At 52.3% G+C, this 20,085-nt stretch carries 17 protein-coding genes, 1 tRNA gene and 1 pseudogene; 10 read left to right on the top strand and 9 right to left on the bottom strand.

Features of this window, described 5'->3' with window-relative positions:
• Positions 1 to 107: 107 nt before the first annotated feature.
• Entirely contained in the window at positions 108 to 2,198 is a 2,091-nt protein-coding gene (locus AC8GE9_RS07580) for an acetate--CoA ligase family protein (protein WP_506676553.1), read from the top strand.
• 30 nt (positions 2,199 to 2,228) lie between these two features.
• Positions 2,229 to 3,461, top strand: coding sequence for an MFS transporter (locus AC8GE9_RS07575; protein WP_506676552.1), 1,233 nt, complete (start codon positions 2,229 to 2,231; stop codon positions 3,459 to 3,461).
• Here AC8GE9_RS07575 and AC8GE9_RS07570 read toward each other — a convergent pair.
• On the bottom strand, positions 3,458 to 4,222 hold the full coding sequence (locus AC8GE9_RS07570; protein ID WP_506676551.1) for an SDR family oxidoreductase: 765 nt from the start codon (positions 4,220 to 4,222) through the stop codon (positions 3,458 to 3,460). The two genes, AC8GE9_RS07575 and AC8GE9_RS07570, sit on opposite strands and share 4 nt — an antisense overlap.
• Positions 4,223 to 4,321: 99 nt before the next feature.
• Between AC8GE9_RS07570 and AC8GE9_RS07565 the strand changes: the two genes are divergently transcribed.
• The 5 genes from AC8GE9_RS07565 to AC8GE9_RS07545 all read left to right on the top strand — a co-directional run bounded on the left by AC8GE9_RS07565 (position 4,322) and on the right by AC8GE9_RS07545 (position 9,447).
• Entirely contained in the window at positions 4,322 to 5,821 is a 1,500-nt protein-coding gene (locus AC8GE9_RS07565) for an amidase (RefSeq protein ID WP_506676550.1), read from the top strand.
• A 26-nt stretch (positions 5,822 to 5,847) separates the two neighbouring features.
• On the top strand, positions 5,848 to 6,690 hold the full coding sequence (locus AC8GE9_RS07560; protein ID WP_506676549.1) for an SDR family oxidoreductase: 843 nt from the start codon (positions 5,848 to 5,850) through the stop codon (positions 6,688 to 6,690).
• A gap of 18 nt (positions 6,691 to 6,708) precedes the next feature.
• Positions 6,709 to 7,101, top strand: coding sequence for a dihydroneopterin aldolase (locus tag AC8GE9_RS07555; protein WP_506676548.1), 393 nt, complete (start codon positions 6,709 to 6,711; stop codon positions 7,099 to 7,101).
• A 15-nt stretch (positions 7,102 to 7,116) separates the two neighbouring features.
• Positions 7,117 to 8,088 carry a glycosyltransferase family 2 protein gene (locus AC8GE9_RS07550; protein ID WP_506676547.1) on the top strand — a complete coding sequence of 324 codons (972 nt, stop codon included), beginning with the start codon at positions 7,117 to 7,119 and terminating at the stop codon, positions 8,086 to 8,088.
• A 78-nt stretch (positions 8,089 to 8,166) separates the two neighbouring features.
• The gene (locus AC8GE9_RS07545) at positions 8,167 to 9,447 is read left to right on the top strand and encodes a hemolysin family protein (protein WP_506676546.1); all 1,281 of its coding nucleotides are present in this window, start codon (positions 8,167 to 8,169) and stop codon (positions 9,445 to 9,447) included.
• Here the strand turns inward: AC8GE9_RS07545 and AC8GE9_RS07540 are convergent.
• Together AC8GE9_RS07540 and AC8GE9_RS07535 are read right to left on the bottom strand one after the other, a co-directional pair.
• On the bottom strand, positions 9,444 to 10,415 hold the full coding sequence (locus tag AC8GE9_RS07540; protein ID WP_506676545.1) for a Bug family tripartite tricarboxylate transporter substrate binding protein: 972 nt from the start codon (positions 10,413 to 10,415) through the stop codon (positions 9,444 to 9,446). The genes AC8GE9_RS07545 and AC8GE9_RS07540 overlap by 4 nt on opposite strands.
• 40 nt (positions 10,416 to 10,455) lie before the next feature.
• Entirely contained in the window at positions 10,456 to 11,283 is an 828-nt protein-coding gene (locus AC8GE9_RS07535) for an alpha/beta fold hydrolase (RefSeq protein WP_506676544.1), read from the bottom strand.
• An 85-nt stretch (positions 11,284 to 11,368) separates the two neighbouring features.
• Between AC8GE9_RS07535 and AC8GE9_RS07530 the strand changes: the two are divergent.
• Positions 11,369 to 11,662: pseudogene (locus AC8GE9_RS07530) on the top strand (DUF4143 domain-containing protein); the annotation flags it as partial.
• 21 nt (positions 11,663 to 11,683) lie between these two features.
• The gene (locus AC8GE9_RS07525) at positions 11,684 to 12,037 is read left to right on the top strand and encodes a DUF4143 domain-containing protein (RefSeq protein WP_506677132.1); all 354 of its coding nucleotides are present in this window, start codon (positions 11,684 to 11,686) and stop codon (positions 12,035 to 12,037) included.
• A gap of 253 nt (positions 12,038 to 12,290) precedes the next feature.
• Here AC8GE9_RS07525 and AC8GE9_RS07520 read toward each other — a convergent pair.
• The 6 genes from AC8GE9_RS07520 to ppk1 all read right to left on the bottom strand — a co-directional run bounded on the left by AC8GE9_RS07520 (position 12,291) and on the right by ppk1 (position 18,428).
• Positions 12,291 to 12,367 (bottom strand) — tRNA-Pro (locus tag AC8GE9_RS07520).
• Between the two features lie 55 nt (positions 12,368 to 12,422).
• Positions 12,423 to 13,205, bottom strand: a complete 783-nt coding sequence (gene pstB, locus AC8GE9_RS07515) for a phosphate ABC transporter ATP-binding protein PstB (protein WP_506676543.1) — start codon at positions 13,203 to 13,205, stop codon at positions 12,423 to 12,425.
• A 16-nt stretch (positions 13,206 to 13,221) separates the two neighbouring features.
• On the bottom strand, positions 13,222 to 14,070 hold the full coding sequence (gene pstA / locus AC8GE9_RS07510; protein WP_506676542.1) for a phosphate ABC transporter permease PstA: 849 nt from the start codon (positions 14,068 to 14,070) through the stop codon (positions 13,222 to 13,224).
• The gene (gene pstC, locus AC8GE9_RS07505) at positions 14,070 to 15,056 is read right to left on the bottom strand and encodes a phosphate ABC transporter permease subunit PstC (protein WP_506676541.1); all 987 of its coding nucleotides are present in this window, start codon (positions 15,054 to 15,056) and stop codon (positions 14,070 to 14,072) included. Before pstC ends, pstA begins: the two co-directional genes overlap by 1 nt.
• Before the next feature lie 131 nt (positions 15,057 to 15,187).
• On the bottom strand, positions 15,188 to 16,213 hold the full coding sequence (gene pstS, locus AC8GE9_RS07500) for a phosphate ABC transporter substrate-binding protein PstS (RefSeq protein WP_506676540.1): 1,026 nt from the start codon (positions 16,211 to 16,213) through the stop codon (positions 15,188 to 15,190).
• Between the two features lie 142 nt (positions 16,214 to 16,355).
• A complete protein-coding gene (gene ppk1, locus AC8GE9_RS07495) occupies positions 16,356 to 18,428 on the bottom strand; it encodes a polyphosphate kinase 1 (RefSeq protein ID WP_506676539.1) in 2,073 nt (690 codons plus the stop codon).
• Between the two features lie 156 nt (positions 18,429 to 18,584).
• Here ppk1 and ppx point away from each other — a divergent pair, with 156 nt between their 5' ends.
• Positions 18,585 to 20,072, top strand: coding sequence for an exopolyphosphatase (gene ppx, locus AC8GE9_RS07490; protein ID WP_506676538.1), 1,488 nt, complete (start codon positions 18,585 to 18,587; stop codon positions 20,070 to 20,072).
• The last annotated feature ends 13 nt before the right edge of the window (positions 20,073 to 20,085 follow it).

The following is a 20,085-nucleotide window of genomic DNA, read 5'->3' as shown; positions in this document are numbered from 1 at the left end:
ACAAATGATTGTAGGGTAGTCAGTTAAAAAACCGTGCGATTCTTTGAGTTATCGTAGCGAAATCTGATCTTTCATTCTTAAAACACGCTCCTATCACGCTGAATCTAATGAACAAGCCCGTCTCTGTCTCTGCCTCCGACTTTGCCCAAGCTCTTTTTTCGCCTCGGGCAATTGCCTTGGTCGGTGCCTCTGGCAATTTACAAAAAAACACTGCACGGCCGATGCGCTTTATGCGCAAACACGGTTTTCAAGGCAAGCTTTACCCAATCAACCGGACCCAGACCGAAATCATGGGCGAGCCCGCCTATGCCGATCTCGCCGATTTGCCAGGTCCGATCGATCAAGCGTTTGTCATGGTCGCCAGCGAACTTGTGTTGCCCTTGATTGATTCCTGCGCCAAAGCGGGTGCGAAAGTCATCACGATTTACTCGGATGGCTTTGGCGAAACAGGGCCCGAAGGGATGATCGCCCAAGAAGCACTGCTCGCGCGCGCCAAAGAGCTAGGCGTTCGCATTCTCGGACCGAACAGTATCGGCTTGGCGGACCTGCATAGTGGCATGATTTTGTCGGTCAACGCGGCCTTCGAAGCTGAGACTTTGATTGCGGGCGGACTGAGTTTGGTCTCACAAAGCGGCTCGATGATGGGCTCATTGATGGCACGCGCCAACGCGCGCGGATTTGGTTTTGCAAAATCTGTTTCAGTTGGTAACGAAAGTGACGTCACCGTAGGTGAAGTCATCGACGCGTTGGTCGACGATGCACACACCAACGTCATCCTGCTCTTTCTTGAAACCATACGCGACTCGCCTGCCATGGCGCGCGCGCTCGAACGTGCCCGCGCCCATAACAAACCTGTGATCGCCTACAAGATTGGTCGCTCTGAGCAGGGTGATGCCTTGGCACAATCGCATACGGGTGCGCTGGCTGGCAATGACGTCGCCGTAAATGCCTTTTTGCGCGCCCATGGCGTGCTGCGTGTGCGCAACCTCGAGACCCTGTTTGAGATTACCCCTCTCGCCCAACGCTACTTGGGTAAAACAGCCCCCCACCCACAGCCTGCGCGTGTGGCGGTGATCACCACGACTGGAGGTGGTGCGGCAACCGTGGTGGATAACCTCGGCCTCATGGGCATGGTGGCGGTCGCCCCACCGCCTGCGTTCGTTGCGCAGATGGCGCAACGCGGCATGAAAATCCGTGAAACGACCATCATCGATTTGACGCTCGCGGCCACCAGCGCGCAATACAAAGACCTGCTCGAGCAGCTGTTACGTACCGACTGGTGTGATGCCGTGCTGAGCGTGGTGGGTTCTTCCGCGCAATTTCATCCCGAGCTGGCGGTCAAGCCCCTGGTCGAGTCCGACAAGCCAGATACCAAACCACTCGCGGTATTTTTAGCGCCCGAGGCCATGGCTTCTTTAGGGCTGTTACAAAAAGCCGGTATCCCGGCGTTTCGTACGCCGGAGTCCTGTGCGGATGCTTTGTCAGTATTTTTCCAAGCGCGAGACAATGCTCCACCCGTTCTGGCTGATATTGCGTGGTCCCCAGGTTTGCCCAAAAAGGGCTTACTCACCGAATACGAAGCAGCACAAGTCTTTAACACGCTAGGTGTTCAGACGGCACAAGCCCAGCTTATTAGTGAGAAGCATCCTACGCATTCAGTCCCCTACCCTGTCGTGGTCAAGGTTTCCTCGCGTGACATTCCGCACAAAACCGAAGCCGGTGGCGTCAAGGTTGGGGTTGGCAACACGACTGAATTTGAAACGGCTGTCAAGGAAATCTCCCAGAGCGTCCACGCCTATGCCCCACAGGCGAAACTGGAGGGGTTTTTAGTCCAGGCAATGGAGTCGCGACTGCTCGAACTGATTCTCGGCTACCGCAATGATCCGCTCGTTGGCCCGACGATCATCCTGGGAGCGGGTGGTATCACCGCCGAGATCTCACCAGACTTTGCGATTCGGCTCGCCCCCGTCACGCTCGCACAAGCGCACGCCATGATTGACGAGGTGCGGATCACCAAGCTGATCAAGGGCTTTCGCGGCTTGCCCAAAGGCGATTGCGAAGCGTTGGCGCAAGCCGTCGTGGCTTTTTCCAAACTGGCGGCTATCAAAGAAGTCAACGTCCTTGAAGCCGAGATCAACCCACTTTTTGTACAGGCTAATCGCGTCCTTGCCGTTGATGGTTTGGTGAGACTGGGTTAATGGAGATTCAACGCTTGAGAGTCAACGCGCATGACTAAAGAAACTGTGACCACGACCGGACAAGTCCACGGACTTGCTCACTTTCTTGGCATCGCACAAATCTGTTCCTACGGTACGATTTACTACGCATTTCCACTCATTGTCGTGGCGATGCAGCGCGAACTGGAGTGGTCCAAATCGGACGTCTATGGCGCGCTGACAATTGGCCTGTTGCTAGCGGCCGCCCTTGCCTATCCCGTCGGACTGGCGATCGATCGGGGGCACGGCAAGCGCGTCATGGTGTGGGGCTCACTGACTGCGGCCGTCTTGTTTATTGCCTGGTCGTTCGTGCAGAGTCTGTTTATTTTTTACTTAATCGCGGCGGCGATGGGCTCGCTGCAAGCTGCCATCCTGTACGAATCGGCCTTCGCCTTGCTGGCGCGACGCGTTGGTCCACAACACTCACGCGCGGGTATTACCACGATCACGCTTTGGGCAGGTTTTGCGAGTACCGTTTTTATTCCACTCGAACAATTTTTAATCGATGGTTGGGGTTGGCGCCTATCGCTTTGGGTGCTTGCCCTCGTCAACGTGGCTTGCGCTGCGGGTTACTGGCACTGGATTAAACCCGAGCTGGATGCAGCGAATGCGACACAAACAACGAGCAAAGCAGAAAACATCGCGCGTGACAAAAATATCATTCATGAAGCGCTCCACAGCTCGGTATTCTGGCTTTTATTGATCGCGCTGACGACCTACTCCATGGTGTTTTCAGTGTTCACTTTTCATATGTATCCCATGCTGCTTGATAAGCAATTACCGACAAGCGAAGTCGTGTGGGCCCTTTCGATTATCGGTCCCGCTCAAGTGCTCGGGCGCATTATCATCAGTCGCTTTGCGGCGCGCGTCTCGATGCGAACGCTCGGCTCCATCATGCTGAGTATTTTTCCGTTTGTCTTCGCGACCTTTTTGCTGGACTCGCTGAGTTTTCAGCTTGTCGCAGCGCTCTTTGGTATTTACGGCTTAACGAACGGTATTTTTACGATTGTGCGCTCTCAAGTCGTACCGGAAATGTTAAGCGCACACGCGTATGGCGCGCTCAACGGCATGATTACCGTCCCCACCATCATCGCGCGCGCCATCGGACCTGTGGTGGCCGCCTGGTTGTGGGCGATTGATCAGTCCTACGATATTGTGTTGGTCGCTCAGGTTGGTGCCGCGGTATTGTTAACCGTGCTGTTTTGGACGGCTAATTTGGCAAGCAGAAGAAAACCACTCATTTAAAAATGTGCCAGATAACCGCCGTCGACGGCGATCACCTCGCCCGTGACATAAGAAGCGGCGTCAGAAGCTAAAAATGCCACGGTGCCCGCGATCTCAGCGGGTCGCCCCCAGCGGCCCAGCGAGGTCCGCTTTTCAAGCATCGCGCCTAGGGCCGTATCCGCAACCATGGCGGCATTGGCCTCGGTCGCAAAAAAACCGGGCGCCACCCCATTGACCGTGATGCCATACCGACCAAAATCGGCTGCTAACGCTCGTGTCATCGCAGCGAGCCCGCCCTTGGCTGTCGTGTACACCGCATCAGATGCGCGCGAAATCGGACCGGCTATCGAGGTGATATTGATGATGCGTCCACCACGCTGATGGCTCACCATACGCTGTGCCACCTGGCGGGATAACTCAAAAGGCGCGACAAGGTTCGCTTCGAACATTTGCCGCACAGCATCAAGCTCAAAGGCAAAGACATCGCGTCGATCGCGCAGTCCTGCGTTGTTGACCAAGATATCGATGGGGCCAAACGTCTGGTCCAACTCGCGCATGACACGATCAAACTGCGACAGATCCGACGCATCAAAGGCCACAGCCTGAGCCTGACCTCCCTGGGCACGCACCTGCTCCACAGCCATCGCAAGCGTCGCCTCATCGCGACCGTTAAGCAAGACGCGCGCGCCCTGATCGGCCAGTCCCTGGGCAATCTCAAAACCGAGTCCACGCACACTGGCGGTCACCAGCGCCGTTTTGCCATGCAAAGAAAATAGACTCATTTCATTCCTGTATCCGCCCTGCAGGCTTGTTGACATGGATTTTATTGCACAATAGGGGCTCACTTTCTTGACACGGCGGCTCCGAGCCCCAATCACATCATGACAACCCCTGCCTCCAAACCATACCAACATCACGCCACCAACAACAACGATAGCCACTGGGACATCGTCTCCATGGACGCAACGAGTTTATCGCGCGCGCTCCACCGGCGCGCACTCTCCTGCGTTGAGGTGATGGAGGCCTTTCTCGCCCAGATCGATATGCAAAACCCAACGGTCAATGCGATTGTTGCCATGCCTGAACGCAGTGCTCTCCTTGCGCAGGCCCAAGAGCGTGACGCACAACTCGCCCACAATCAAAGTATGGGGCCTCTGCACGGTTTTCCCCAAGCGCCCAAGGATATTGCACCAGTCGCTGGTATGGTCACGACCAACGGTTCACTGATTTTCAAAAACCAAGTCACCAAGGTCGACTCTGCCGCCAATGGTCGCGTGCGCGCCGGTGGTGCGATCTTTGTCGGTCGCACCAATTCACCCGAGTTTGGTCTTGGCGCGCATACCTATAACAAGGTCTATGGCACAACGCTTAATGCCTTTGATCCCTCGCGCACTGCGGGCGGCAGTAGTGGTGGTGCAGGTGTGGCGCTGGCCCTGCGTATGTTGCCGGTCGCTGATGGCTCAGACATGATGGGTTCTTTACGCACACCTGCTGCGTTCAATAATGTCTTTGGCTTTCGTCCCTCGCCAGGCTGCGTCCCGCACGGCCCCGGCGAAGAGGTTTTTTTCCAGCAGCTCAGCGTCACAGGGCCCATGGCGCGCAACATCCCCGATTTGGCGATGTTGCTTGCAGTGCAGGCCGGTTTTGATTCCCGCCTGCCGCTTACCCGTCGCCAAGACGATCCGCGCTTGTTTACCCAACCCCTTGAGACCGACTTGCGCGGTAAACGCATTGGCTGGCTCGGCAATCTGCAGGGTCACTTGCCCATGGATCCGGAGTTGCTCAACGTTACCACGCGCGCACTCGAACATTTTAAAACCCTCGGCTGTACTGTAGAAGACGCGCAACCCAATTTTGATCTTGAGCAACTCTGGAACGCCTGGCTGACCTTGCGTAGTTTTACTTTTGCTGGGGGCAATGCCCAGCACTACGAGTCGCCCGAACGCCGTGCCATGCTCAAGCCCGAAGCCGTCTGGGAAATCGAACAAGGCCTGAACTTGACCGGACCGGCAGTCTTTGCTGCCGCCAAGGTCCGCACGGCTTGGTATCAAGAGCTACGTCGAATGTTTGAGACGTTTGACTTTCTTGTGATGCCGACCACGCAGATTTTTCCTTTTGAAGCCGAGCAACACTGGCCCAAAGAGATCGCCGGTCAAAAAATGGACACTTACCACCGCTGGATGCAGTCCGTCATCCCCGCTACCATGGCCGGATTACCCGCACTGAGCATGCCGGCAGGTTTTAGTGCCACAGGCATGCCAGCGGGGATTCAGGTGATCGGTCCCCTGCAGCACGACTTCGACGTTCTGCAGCTTGGGCACGCTTACGATATGGCGAGCCAGTATTCACGTGTATTAAGCCCACTTCTCAAGGGCGCATAAGTCTCATTGGACCTAGGCAAGTTAATATGTTGGCTGTCGTGGCGCCTTTAGTGGGCGACACAGCTCACTCAGGCGAAATAAACGTGTCGACAGTCCCTTCAGAAAACATTGCTCTAGTGACAGGCGCTGGCAAGCGACTGGGGCGTAGCATTGCCTTGGGACTTGCCACGGCAGGATGGGATGTGGCGATTCATTATGGGACCTCAGTTGCCGAGGCACAGCAGACTGTCCTGGATATCCAGGCACTCGGTCGCCGTGCGGTGGCATTGCAGGCCGATCTTGCAGTGGAGTCGTCGGTGGCGAGCTTGGTGACACGCTGTACCGAGGCGCTCGGATTGCCGAGCTGTATTGTCAACAATGCTTCGTTATTTGATTTCGACGAGGCGCAGAGCTTTAGCTATGCGCGACTCAATACGCATATGCACATCAATGTCTCGGCGCCCGTGTTGCTCGCCCGCGAGCTGCACCGCGCGCGCAGTCAAAGTACCCATGCGTTTCAGCACCCCGCCGTTGTGATCAATCTGCTCGACCAAAAGCTGATCAACCCTAATCCAGATTTTTTGTCCTATACACTCTCCAAGGCCGCTCTCCTTGAGGCGACCCGCTTGTTGGCCCAAGCACTTGCTCCCCATGTGCGGGTGGTTGGTCTGGCACCGGGAATTACACTGGTCTCCGGAGATCAAACCGAAACAGGTTTTAAGCAAGCACACAATAGGACACCTCTAGGCAAATCCTCTACGCCCGAGGACATTTCCGCCGCTGCAGTCTATCTCGCCCGTGCGCATGCCATGACTGGCACCACACTGTATGTAGACGGTGGCCAACACCTCAAAGCATCCGATCGCGATGTGATGTTTTTAACTTCCTGACCTCTGAACACCTCAACAATGACCCCTACGAATATTCAAAAGCTCGATCTGACACACTGCCGCCGCTTATTTTTAAAAGCTTTTGAAATCAACATGAACATCGGTGTGCACGAGTTCGAAAAAAAAGGGGAACAGCGTGTCGTGATCCATGTCGACTTGTATGTGCCTTTGCAAAACAACACACCCAGCAAGGATGATCTCAGCGAGGTTGTGGATTATGACTTTATGCGCCAGACCATCGCGGACATCATCGCGACTGGGCATATTCACTTGCAAGAAACCCTGTGCGATGAGATCGTCAAACGCATGCTCGCACACCCCTTGGTCTACGCCACCCGCGTCTCGACTGAAAAACCTGATGTCTATCCAGACTGCGAGGCGGTGGGTGTCGAGGTGTTTCGTTCTAAGTAAATAGGAACTTGGCTTATGGATCACAAGCTTTTAGTCAGTCTCGTATGCCCGTTTCATAACGAAGAAACGGGCGTCGACGCCTTTTACAAAGCTCTCACCCACGAGTTCTCGCAACTAGATGCCTTTGATTTTGAAGTGCTCTGCATTGATGACGGTAGCAAGGACCGCACTCTTGAACAGTTGATCGCGCTGACTCAAAAAGACCCACGCTTTCAAGTTTTAGAGTTGTCGCGTAACTTTGGTAAAGAAGCCGCCCTGACGGCCGGACTAGACCGAACTCAAGGTGATTTGATTATCCCGCTCGACTCGGATCTGCAGGATCCGCCCTCTTTAATCGGTCGTCTGATTCGAGCCTGGGAAGAAAGCGGTGCAGACGTCGTGCTCGCCGAAAGGGTCGATCGACAAAGTGATAGCCTGAGTAAACGACTCAGCGCTGCGGCGTTCTATGACACCTATAACTATCTTGCTCATGTCAAAATCCCCACAAACGTGGGTGACTGTCGCCTCATGACGCGTATTGTCGTCGACGCGTTGAAGTTACTTCCTGAAAAGCAAAGATTCATGAAAGGACTCTTTGCATGGGTGGGTTTCAAGACCGTCACGATTGCTTATGTACGTCAATCACGCACGACGGGCATCACCAAATTTTCAGGCTGGAAACTCTGGAATTTTGCCTTGGAAGGCATCACGAGCTTTAGTTCCCTCCCCTTGCGCATCTGGACTTATCTAGGTGTCTTTGGCGCTTTCATCACGGTTTTATACGGATCGTTTATTTTGATTCGAACGCTCATTTATGGTGTCGATCTCCCCGGTTATCCCTCTTTATTTGTTGCTGTTTTATTCTTGGGCAGTATTCAACTGATTGGTATCGGCGTCTTGGGCGAGTACATCGGTCGTACGTATATGGAGGCCAAGCGTCGACCGACCTATTTGATTCGAAAAACGTATCAAAAGGAAAGTATCCCTGAGCATCACCGCCCAAAATGATGTCATTTGGGCAGAAATCCCTTTTTAATTTAGAATGAACACTTCTCATGACTTGTGGCACACCCCTCGTGCCCTCCTATGGACATACTGATACTTGTTGCACTGATTCTTCTGAATGGTTTGTTTGCGATGTCTGAAATCGCTCTCATCACCTCCAAACGTTCAAAACTTCAAAAAGCCGCCGATGCGGGCGATGCTTCTGCCAAAGCAGCACTCAAACTCGCAGCCGATCCCAATCAATTCCTCTCCACTGTTCAGGTCGGTATCACTTCGATTGGCGTGATGAGCGGTATCGTGGGTGAATCCGCGCTCGCACAACCTCTCGCGCTCTGGCTTCAAGAGCTTGGCCTTAATGCTGTGTATTCCGGTTATCTTGGTACAGGTATTGTCGTTTTATTGATCACATATTTTTCGATTGTGATCGGAGAGCTTGTACCCAAGCGCCTGGGTCAGTCCAATCCCGAGGCGATCGCCAGGTTGATGGCCAGACCGATCGCCTTTCTTGCCCTGGCGACGCGGCCCTTCGTCAAGTTGTTATCCGGCTCCACGAAATTTATGCTTCGACTCCTGCGCATCAAAGAAAGAAATCAGACTGAAGTCACTCAAGAAGAGATTCAGGCGGTGCTCGAAGAAGGGACCGAGGCCGGACTCATCGAAACAGATGAACACACCATGGTCAAAAATGTATTTAGACTGGACGACCGTCAAATTGCCTCGTTAATGGTGCCCCGTGCGGACATCATTTATCTCGATATCCAGTCTTCGATCGAAAAAAACCTTGAGACGATCGAACTGACGGATCACGCGCGGTTTCCGCTGGTCAATGGCGAACTCAATCAAGTGCTTGGCGTGCTCAATGCGAGAAAACTGCTGTCCAAGATCGCCAAGGGTGAAAAATACGAATTAACCCAAGGGATAGAAGAAGCCCTTTATGTACCCGAAACGATCACCGGCATGGAGTTGCTTTCGAACTTCCGCTCCTCGGCACGACAAATGGCCTTTGTCGTGGACGAATACGGTGAAGTGTTAGGCATCGTCACCCTGCAAGACTTAATCGAAGCGATTACGGGAGAGTTCACCCCGCGTGATCCATCAAAATCCTGGGCGGTACGTCGTGACGATGGGACGTGGCTACTCGACGGCCACATCCCGATCCCCGAACTGAAAGACTGCCTGGAGTTGTCTGTCGTGCCCGAAGAAGAAAGAGGCCGCTATCACACCCTGAGCGGGATGTTTATGCTGCTGAGCGGCAAACTTCCGATCGAAGGCGACAAGGTCGCTTGGGAAGGCTGGCAGTTTGAGATCATGGATATGGACAGAAAGACGATCGACAAAGTCCTTGCTTCGAAATTGAGTTAGTTATTGGTGGCACCCGTGCTGCTGACAACAGCCTTCCACTTGGGAATCTCTGTCAGAATCAGAGCAGAAAATTGCTCGGGTGTTGAGCTTGTTGGCTCAATGCCCAGACCAATCAGTTGTTTACGCAGCTCAGGATCTACCATGGCCTTGGCAGTTGCCTGATTGAGTCGCTTGATCACTTGGGATGGCGTTCCTGCGGGCACCACAAGGCCCAACCAATTCAACACCTCATAGCCCTTGAGTCCGCTCTCTGCAATCGTTGGCGCGTTCGGCAACACGTCCATCCGCGTAGGTGCAGTCACTCCAAGTACTTTGACCTTGCCGTTGCGGATATGATTTTCATACACGGAGTAGGAGTCGAACGTCATATTGACGCGTCCGGCCAGTAAGTCTGTCACAAGTGGCGCGCTGCCCTTGTAAGGAATGTGCAGCATCTCCACACCCGCCATGGTGCTGAAAAGCGCACCAGAGATGTGACTCGAACTCCCATTCCCTGCCGAGCCGTAGCTCAGCATGCCAGGATTTTTTTTAGCCAACGCAATGAGCTCTGCAACGGAGTTGGCAGGCACGTCTGGGCTGACCATCAACACGCGCGGTGTCAGGTGCGTCAAGCTCACAGGAGCAAAGTCTTTAACAGGGTCATAACGTAGATTGGGATAGAGCGAGACATTGATCGCCATCGTGCCCATATTGGCAAATAAAATCGTGTAACCATCTGCTGGAGATTTAGCGACGAGTTCGCTGGCTGTGCTGCCACCCGCACCACCCCGATTGTCGATCACAATCGGCTGGCCCAGCTCTTGACCCAGCTTGATAGCCATGCCCCTCGCCATGATATCCGCTGCGCCGCCGGGTGGAAAAGGCACCACCAGGCGAATGGGCTTGTCTGGATAGGCGGCAAGCGCACTACAGGCCAAGCCAAGCGTGGCGAGTAATACCAGACCTTGTTTTTTAAAAAATCCCAACATCTTTGTCTCCCGAAGTATTTTTAAAGTATTTTTTATCAAACTATTTTTTGTTATTCGCTATTGCAAGTATGGACTGCATAAACTGAATGATGCCATGACTCACGGCTTCTGGCTGCTCTGGGATCAGCGCATGGCTGGCATCCTGAATGCGCAACACCTGGACGCGGTCGGCGCCGAGCTCTTTTACTAAATCTTTTGCGGTGGCGATTGGGGCAAAGGGGTCCTGCTCTGCCTGCAAATCCAGAATGGGCGCAGACCCCGCCTGCCACCACCGATGACGCGGACAGGCTTGACTCGCCTCTCTCTGCATCCGCGCCACGTCTGGATGCCACCCAGACAACCAGACATGCGCATCGTGTCCAGGCGCAAAAAAAGCAGCCTGCAAGGATGCCAAGCGCACCTCATCGCTCAAGCGCATATCCATGCAGGTATTAATGTGCTGAGTAAGTTCAGGTCGAATCGTATTGTGTGCGGCGGCAATCAGTATCACGCCTCGGATGCGATCGGGAGCACGCGTCGCAACATTACGCGAAACCCAGTTTCCAAACGCATGTCCGGCAATGAAGACAGGTTGATGCGTGAGGGTGCGAATGACCTCTATAACATCCTCTGCCAGATCATCGAGAGTCAGTTTTTGCACCGGCCCCGCACTCCGCCCAATCCCCCTTGGATTGGGTAAGCACACGGAAAAGCCCTGTTGAGCGATACGATGCGCCACCTCCTCCATATCCTCTACGCCTCGCCCAAGCGAGGGCAGCATCACGAGCCAAGGCCCCTCTCCCACCGTAAAGATCTCAATCGTCGCCCGCTCGCTTTGCACAAAGCGGGTTTGCATCGGGAAATCAGGAGACGGACGATTGAGGCTCAATGTGGTTCCAAAAGGCTGCGGATAATAGCTGTGCCTCGAATATTGGCACGATTAGGCACAACGACCACACACAGCCTACGCCAACTACTTTCAGACCTATGTTGAGCGCGATGTCAGACAATTAATCAAACTCAAAGACGTTATTTTATTTGAAAAATTCATGAAGCTCCTGGCAGGTCGCGTAGGCCAAGTCATCAACTACCAGTCTCTGTCAAATGACGTTGGTGTCGATGGCATGACGATCAAAGCGTGACTATCCATCCTCGAAGCCTCCTATGTCATTTTTCTACTACCACCTTATTTTGAAAACTTCGGCAAACGTGTCATCAAGACACCCAAGATTTACTTCACTGATACAGGTCTGCTCTGTTATTTGCTTGGTATAGAACGTGTTGAGCAGGTGGGTCGGGATCCCTTGATCGGTAATCTCTTTGAAAACATGGTGATACTGGAGGCGCTCAAGGCCCGCTATAACCGAGGGCTCACATCCCATCTCTATTTTTTTAAAGACAGCCAAGGCCATGAAATTGATCTGCTGCACAAGCAAGGCAGCGAGTTAATGGGTGTGGAGATCAAAGCAGCGAGTACTTGGAATGCGAGTTTTAAGCGCACACTCCAGCATTTTGACCAACACCTCAATGCGCTAGCCATCCGCGCCGTGATCTACAGTGGTCAAGCACTTGAGTTTAGCGATGGGATCAAAGCCCTGTCCTACAGAGACGTTGGGCAGTTGTTTGGTGGCGTTCACACCTAATTCTGATTCCAAAAAATAAAACGATATCGTGTTTTTTAATTTTGATTCTGCTGGCTGAAGTCATCCTCAGAGTGAATCAATCCGTCATCAAGCAACTCAAATCCTTTTCATCTAAAGGATTCAAATCCGCGCAGCATTTCATCGAAAACTACTTGCTCGATCTATATAAAAAAGATGTCGCAATATCAAAGTACAAATGAAATACAAATTAAAACGGGTTACAGACTTTTGATCTGTAACCCGTTGATTTTACTGGTCGGGGCGGTGGGATTCGAACTCACGACCCTCTGCTCCCAAAGCAGATGCGCTACCAGGCTGCGCTACGCCCCGAAGACAGCTAATATACCAGAAATATTCAGCCTAGGCCAAGCGCCACTCAGGCCAATTAACCAAAACGGCCGGTAATGTAGTCTTCGGTCTCTTTACGCTTGGGTTTGACGAAAATCTTATCCGTCTGACCAAACTCCATCAACTCGCCCAAATACATAAAGGCCGTAAAGTCCGACACGCGGGCGGCCTGTTGCATGTTGTGGGTCACAATCGCCACGGTGTAATCAGATTTCAACTCATGCAGCAATTCTTCGATTTTGCCGGTCGAAATCGGATCGAGTGCCGAAGTCGGCTCGTCAAACAAGATGATCGAAGGCTTGACCGCAACCGAACGGGCAATACAAAGCCTCTGCTGCTGACCACCAGAGAGGGATAGACCGCTTTGGCTCAACTTGTCCTTGACTTCGCCCCATAATGCCGCCTTGCTCAACGCCCACTCGACACGCGCGTCCATTTCAGCTTTACTTAAGTTTTCATACAGACGCACACCAAACGCTACGTTGTCGTAGATTGACATCGGAAACGGCGTCGGCTTTTGAAACACCATGCCGATGCGAGCGCGCAACAGGTTGAGATCCTGCTTAGGATCCAAGATGTTTTCACCATAAAAGTTGACTTGTCCCTCGGCGCGCTGGCCAGGATACAAGCTGTACATACGATTTAAAGCGCGCAAGAGGGTCGATTTGCCACAACCTGAGGGACCAATAAAGGCTGTTACCTTACGCTCGGCGATATCCAGATCAATGTTTTTTAGACCCTGGAACTTGCCGTAAAAAAAATTCAGACCACGCACCTCGAGTGCATTTTTCAAAGGCGATTCATTGACTTGATTATTCATAGCGATATCCAGGAAGTTAACTAGCGTTGCGTTCGCGGAACAAAACGCGCGCGATAATATTAAGCACCAATACGGACAACGTAATCAATAGAGCGCCAGCCCAGGCGAGACTCACCCAGTTGTCATAGGGACTCATTGCAAACTGGAAGATCACCACAGGCAAGTTCGCCATCGGTGCATTCATGTTGGTAGAGAAGAACTGGTTGTTTAAGGCCGTAAATAGCAGTGGTGCGGTCTCACCGCTTATCCGCGCAAGCGCAAGCAGAAGGCCTGTCATGACGCCTGAACGCGCCGCACGCAGTGTCACATAATTGGTGACCTTCCAATGGGGAGCGCCTAGAGCAAACGCGGCTTCACGTAAGCTACCAGGTACAAGACGCAACATATTTTCCGTGGTTTTGAGCACCACCGGGATGGCGATCAGAGCAAGTGCGAACGAACCCGCCCAGCCCGAAAAATGTTTGACCTGCGCCACCAGCACCGCGTACACAAACAAGCCCAAAACGATGGACGGCGCGGATAACATAATATCAGTCACAAAACGCGTCACCGAGGCCAACTTGTTGTCGTCACCAAACTCAGCCAAATAAACACCCGCAAAAATGCCAATAGGTGTGCTGACCAAAACGCTGACACCCACCATCATCAAACTACCGACGATCGCATTAGCCAAACCACCACCAGACGTACCAGGCGCGGGAGTAGACTCTGTGAAGATCGCTAGACTCAGGCCAGCAAAACCATTTTTAAAAAGGATAAACAAAATCCACAGCAAGACAAACAAGCCTAAAACCATCGCAAAAAAGGAGGCATACAGACCAAGCTTGTTGACGAACTTACGGCGTCGATACAGATTGTTATCCATTAGGTCTTTACCCCTTGAGCTCTTTCAGTGCGCAAAATCATGATCTTTGCGATAGCAAGTACGACAAAGGTAATCACGAATAAGAGAAAACCAAGCGCGAACAATGTCGATAGGTGAAAATCGTCCGCTTCACCAAATTCGTTGGCAAGCGTCGAAGCAATCGAGGTGCCGGGTGCAAACAAAGACTCGCTGATACGTTGAGAGTTACCGATCACAAACGTGACCGCCATGGTTTCGCCTAAGGCACGACCAAGACCCAACATGATGCCACCGATCACGCCTTTTTGTGTGTAAGGCAATACGATATAACGCACAACCTCCCACGTCGTACAGCCCACCCCATAGGCAGACTCGCGCAAAATCGGAGGCACAATTTCAAACACATCCCGCATCACCGCAGCGATAAACGGCAAGATCATAAAAGCCAGGATAATGCCTGCGGCTAATAGACCGATACCATTCATGGCACCACCGAAAAGGGGGCCGATCAACGGCATTTGACCAAGAGTAGACTGCAGGGCTGGCTGACCATATTCGGCAAAAAGAGGCGCAAAGATAAAGAGTCCGAACATGCCGTAAATAATGGAAGGCACAGCGGCAAGCAGCTCAATAGCCGTGCCTAAAGGGCGACGCAGCCAGAGCGGGCACATTTCCGTTAAAAATAGTGCGATACCGAAGGCCAAGGGAACTGCTATCAAGAGCGCAATCACAGAGCTAACAAGCGTGCCGTAGATCGCGATCGCGGCACCGAAGTCTTCGTTGATGATGTCCCACTCAACGGTCCAAATAAATTCAATACCGAACTTTTTAAAAGCCGGCCAGGCGCTGATCATCAGCGAAACTAAAATAGCCGCGAGTGCGACTAACACTAGTACTGCAAAAAACATCGTGACTTTGTGAAACAAAAAGTCCTGAATACGCTGCTTTTTGACCACGGCAACCATGCGCGGGTCCATCATGCCACTCGTCGTTGGGGGCGTACCCATCTACTACTCCTTAGAACCGAATGTCCAGACCCACAGGGTCTGGACAGACTGATTTGAGACTCTACGAAACATCTCAATTTAGATCGTTTTTGATACTAAGTTTTAAAAACTAAGATCTAAGATCTCAAAGCTTAGTGCTTGATCTGTGACCAAACTTTGCTAGCAATCGCCTTGGTCAAGACATCTGGCAGTGGCACGTAGTCCAAGTCAAGCGCCAGTTGCTGACCGTCTTTAAAGGCCCAGGTAAAGAACTTAATCACGTCTTTAGAAGTTGCTTTGTTGGCAGGCTCTTTGTACATCAAGACAAATGAGGCACCGGTGATTGGCCAAGCTGCAGCACCCTTTTGCTCAACCAGAGAGATTCCCATACCTGGAACGCTAAACCAGTCGGCACCAGCCGCTGCCGCAGCGAAAGTCTTTTCGCTTGGGGCCACGTACTGACCATCTTTGTTCAACATTTGCAGGTACGTAATGTTGTTTTTCTTGGCATAAGCGTATTCCACGTAACCAATTGAACCTTTCACGCGGGTGACGTTCGCGGCCACTCCTTCGTTACCCTTGCCACCGACTGAGCTGCCTGCGGGCCATTTCACTGCGGCACCCTTACCAACCTTGTCTGCCCAAGGCTTGCTGACTTCGTTCAGATAATCAGTAAAGATAAAGGTTGTGCCGGAACCATCCGCACGATGAACAACAGTAATTGACTGGTTAGGCAATTTTTTACCTGGATTGAGTGCAACGATCTTAGGGTCATTCCAGTTTGTAATGCTACCCATAAAAATATCGGCCAATACTGGGCCCGACAGTTTGAGTTCAGCTTGCTTAAAGCCTTCGATGTTGACGATTGGTACAACACCACCCAGAATCACTGGAAACTGAACCATGCCGTCTTTTTCGAGCTGAGGACCTGCCACAGGCGCATCCGACGCACCGAAGGTCACAGTTTTAGCGCGAATCTGACGCAAGCCACCCGAAGAACCGATCGACTGGTAATTCAAACCAACGTTCTCGTTTTTTTTGTAGACTTCGGCCCATTTAGCAAAAATTGGGTAAGGGAATGTGGCGCCTGCGCCGGTGATGTCGGCAGCCTGCACAGACAAGGCTGCAACAGTCAAGGCGATGCCTGCTGTTACGGAAGTCAGTACGCGTTTAATCATTTTTAGTCCTTAATATGTCTATGGATATAAAACTCCTTTACTACTAGACATATCTTAGAGATCAAAAATGACGGATTCGTGACAGTTCTAAACTTTTTTTCTTTTAAATGTTTAATCTTATATAAATCAATGACTTATAAATTCAACCAAGCTTATCCATCAAATACTGGTGCAAGGAAAATGGCGCACGACGATTACGAATCAACTGGTAGGTCCCATCGGGCTGCTGTAGCCAAGCACGCTGGTTATCTCTGAGTGCATCGGTAAATGCCTCTTCGATCACGCGATTTTTCAGGGCAAGCTGCTGAACAGGGAAGGCGATTTCGACACGGCGGAAAAAGTTTCGATCCATCCAGTCGGCCGAGGATAGATAAACGGACTCTTTTCCTTGATCATAGAAATAAAAGACCCGCGAATGCTCTAGAAAACGACCCACGATCGATCGGACTGTAATATTTTCAGATAAGCCCTCCACGCCCGAACGCAGCGCACAGACCCCGCGTACGACCAAATCAATCTTCACGCCTGCTTGACTGGCTTTGTAGAGCTCTTGGATCACAAGAGGCTCGAGCAGAGAGTTCATTTTCGCCAAGATGCGAGACTTTTTACCTGCTCGGGCTGCACGCGTTTCGGCACGGATCATGTTAATCACGGTGCTGTGCATGGTGAAGGGCGACTGCAGCAGCATTTTTAATTTACGACGTTCCCCAAGTCCAGTCAGTTGTGAGAACACCATATCCATGTCTTCGCAGAGCTTTGGATCTGCCGTCAGCAAACCAAAATCCGTGTAGAGACTCGCGGTGCGTAAATGGTAGTTACCCGTACCCATGTGACCGTAGCGACGGATGCGTCCTTTTTCCCGACGCAGCACCAACGCCATTTTTGCGTGCGTTTTGTGCCCCACCACGCCATAGACGACATGCGCGCCGACCTCTTCGAGGCGGGCCGCCCAGTTGATGTTGGTCTGTTCATCAAAGCGCGCCATCAGCTCCACCACAACGGTGACCTCTTTACCCGCTTTGGCCGCAGTGAGCAGTAGATGCATCAGCTCCGAGTCCTCGCCAGTACGGTAAATCGTTTGCTTGATCGCCACCACATCCGGATCGTAGGCTGCCGCAGTCAAGAAATCTAGCACAGGCTGAAATGACTGATAAGGGTGATGCAACAAATAGTCCTGCTTGGCGATCGCCTCGAAAATCCTCGGAGACTTTGCTGGCAGCTTGTCAAAGGGTGCAGGCACACGTCCGTTAAAGTTGGGAAACAGCAAATCAGGCGCTTTGACCACATTACAGATCTGCATCAGTCGCGCAACGTTTGCGGGACCATTCACACGATACGTATCCGCAGCAGTCAGCGAAAACTCTTTTTGCAAAAAGCTCTCTATATGTGCAGGTGTGTAGTGATCGATTTCCAAACGTACGGCCGAACCAAAGTTGCGCTGTGAAAGTTCACCTTGTAGCGCCTGACGCAAATTGGTGACTTCTTCTTCGTCGACAAACAAGTCACTATTACGTGTGACGCGCCATTGGTAACAGCCTTCCATGTGCATCCCAGGAAACAAATCCCCGACAAAGGCGCGCAAAAACCCTGTCAACAAAATGAAACCGTGTGGTGCGCCAGACACGGCGGGAGGAACCTTGATCAAACGAGGCAAGGCACGTGGGGCCTGCACAATCGCAATCGTCGACTTGCGTCCAAACGCATCGGCTCCGGATAAAGGCACGATGAAGTTCAGACTCTTGTTGTAGACCCTAGGAAAAGGATGCGCCGGATCCAAGCCGATCGGTGTCAGCAAGGGCATGACATCGCGACGAAAGACCTCGCGGGCCCACTTTTTTTGAGCCGCATTCCATTCCGCAGCCTGATGAAGCACGACGCCTTCGGCTCTCAGTGCTGGTAAAACCTGCTCATTGAGCAAAGCGTATTGACGGTCGACCAGCACATGTACCGCCTGCTGGACACGCTCAAACGCATCCTCGGCCGTCAGTCCATCAGGTCCGACCAAATGCGGGTGCTGTGCGATCTGAGCCTTGAGGCTGGAGACCCTAATTTCAAAAAACTCATCGAGGTTGGAGCCTACGATACAGACGTAGCGCAAGCGCTCCAGAGCAGGCGTATCCTGGCGTTCAGCCATCGCCAACACACGCTCGTTGAATTGCAACAACGACAACTCACGATTGAAGTACAAGGGCTCGGCTTTCTTTCTGGCGGGCATTTGGATAAAACCTGTAATAGGTGTGGAGAGACGCAATTCACTGCTTTTGAGCACATGTTAGCGGCATTTTCGCGTTTAAAGCTTATCCTGCCTATATGACAAACTTTTTACAAGATACCCTTTTATAATGCTTGAATTGTAATTAGGTTAAATGTCATGAAACACCTGTTGGCAGCAGTTGATCTAGGGTCCAACAGCTTTAGGCTGTCTATTGGACGGGTTGCCGAACAAAATGGCGCCAAACACATCTATCAGATCGACCGACTCAAAGAAACCGTGCGTCTAGCTGCTGGTTTAGACGCCTCCAAAAATCTCAATCAAGAAGCCATCAACCGCGCCATCGAGGTCTTGCAGCGCTTTGGTGAGCGCTTACGCAGCTTTGATCCTGATCGTGTGCGCGCAGTCGCCACCAATACTTTTCGTGTCGCACGCAACATCGCGGACTTTTTGCCGCTCGCCGAAGCCGCTCTGGGTTTCCCCATTGAGGTCATTGCCGGTCGCGAAGAAGCCCGTTTGATTTATACCGGCGTGAGCCACACCCTTCCCATTTCAGCTGAAAAAAGACTGGTGATCGATATCGGTGGCGGCTCAACCGAAGTGATTATTGGCAGAGGTGATGAACCCCTTCTCACCTCCTCGCTCTACATGGGCTGTGTAAGTTTTAGTCAAAAGTTTTTCCCTGATGGTCGTATCGATGCGCACGGGATGAAACTCGCCGAGCTTGCGGCCCGTCGCGAAATCGAGGTCATCACCAAACCCTATCGAAAAATGGGTTGGGATACCGCCTATGGTTCTTCAGGCACGGCCAAAGCACTTCTTGCGATTTTGACGGATGGAAAACTAACGACTGGCGGCATCACGCGCGAAGGCCTAGAACGTCTCAAAACCAAACTGATTCGCGCTGGCCGCGTCATTGCCAACGATCTGCCTGGTATCAAGGTGGATCGCACCGACGTGTTGACTGGTGGCTTGGCGATCATGACTGCCTTTTTTGATGAAATGCGTGTCGAGACCATGACGACGGGCGACGGCGCGTTACGTCTTGGTGTCTTGGTCGACTTAGCCGGGCGCGAAGAAGCACATGATCGTCGCGATGAGTCGGTGACGGCTTTTATGAAACGCTATCACGTCGATCTTCGTCAGGCAGCGCGCGTCAAGCGCACCGCCTTAAGTATTTTTGAAAGCCTGTTCCCGAATCGTGGCGAACCAGACGAACTCAGACACACACTCAGCTGGGCAGCCGATCTACACGAAGTGGGTATGTCGATCGCACAGGCGGGATATCACAAGCACAGCGCCTACATTTTGAATAATGCGGATATGCCGGGTTTTTCACGGATCGATCAATTACAACTCGGCCTCTTAGCACTTGTGCATACTGGCAAACTTGCCAAAGGTCAGTCGCTCGTCAAAAACCGCGATCAATGGCTGGCAATTTTATGTTTGCGCCTGGCAGTGCTGCTGTGTCGTCGCCGTGAGGATGTGGCGCATCTGCCGCTTTCTATTGGCATCCAGGGCAACACCATCGTCTGCAAGGTCGATAAAAAATGGCTCGCCACGCATCCGCTCACCGATTTTTCGTTGCACGGCGAGGAGTCCGAGTGGAGCAAAGTCGGCTTTGACTTTGAGTTGATCCTGGTCTGAACGGCTGCGGCCT

The organism is Zwartia lucis (assembly GCF_965234455.1).
GTDB classification, from domain to species: domain Bacteria; phylum Pseudomonadota; class Gammaproteobacteria; order Burkholderiales; family Burkholderiaceae_B; genus Zwartia; species Zwartia lucis.
This window is presented reverse-complemented; position numbering and strand designations above follow the sequence as displayed.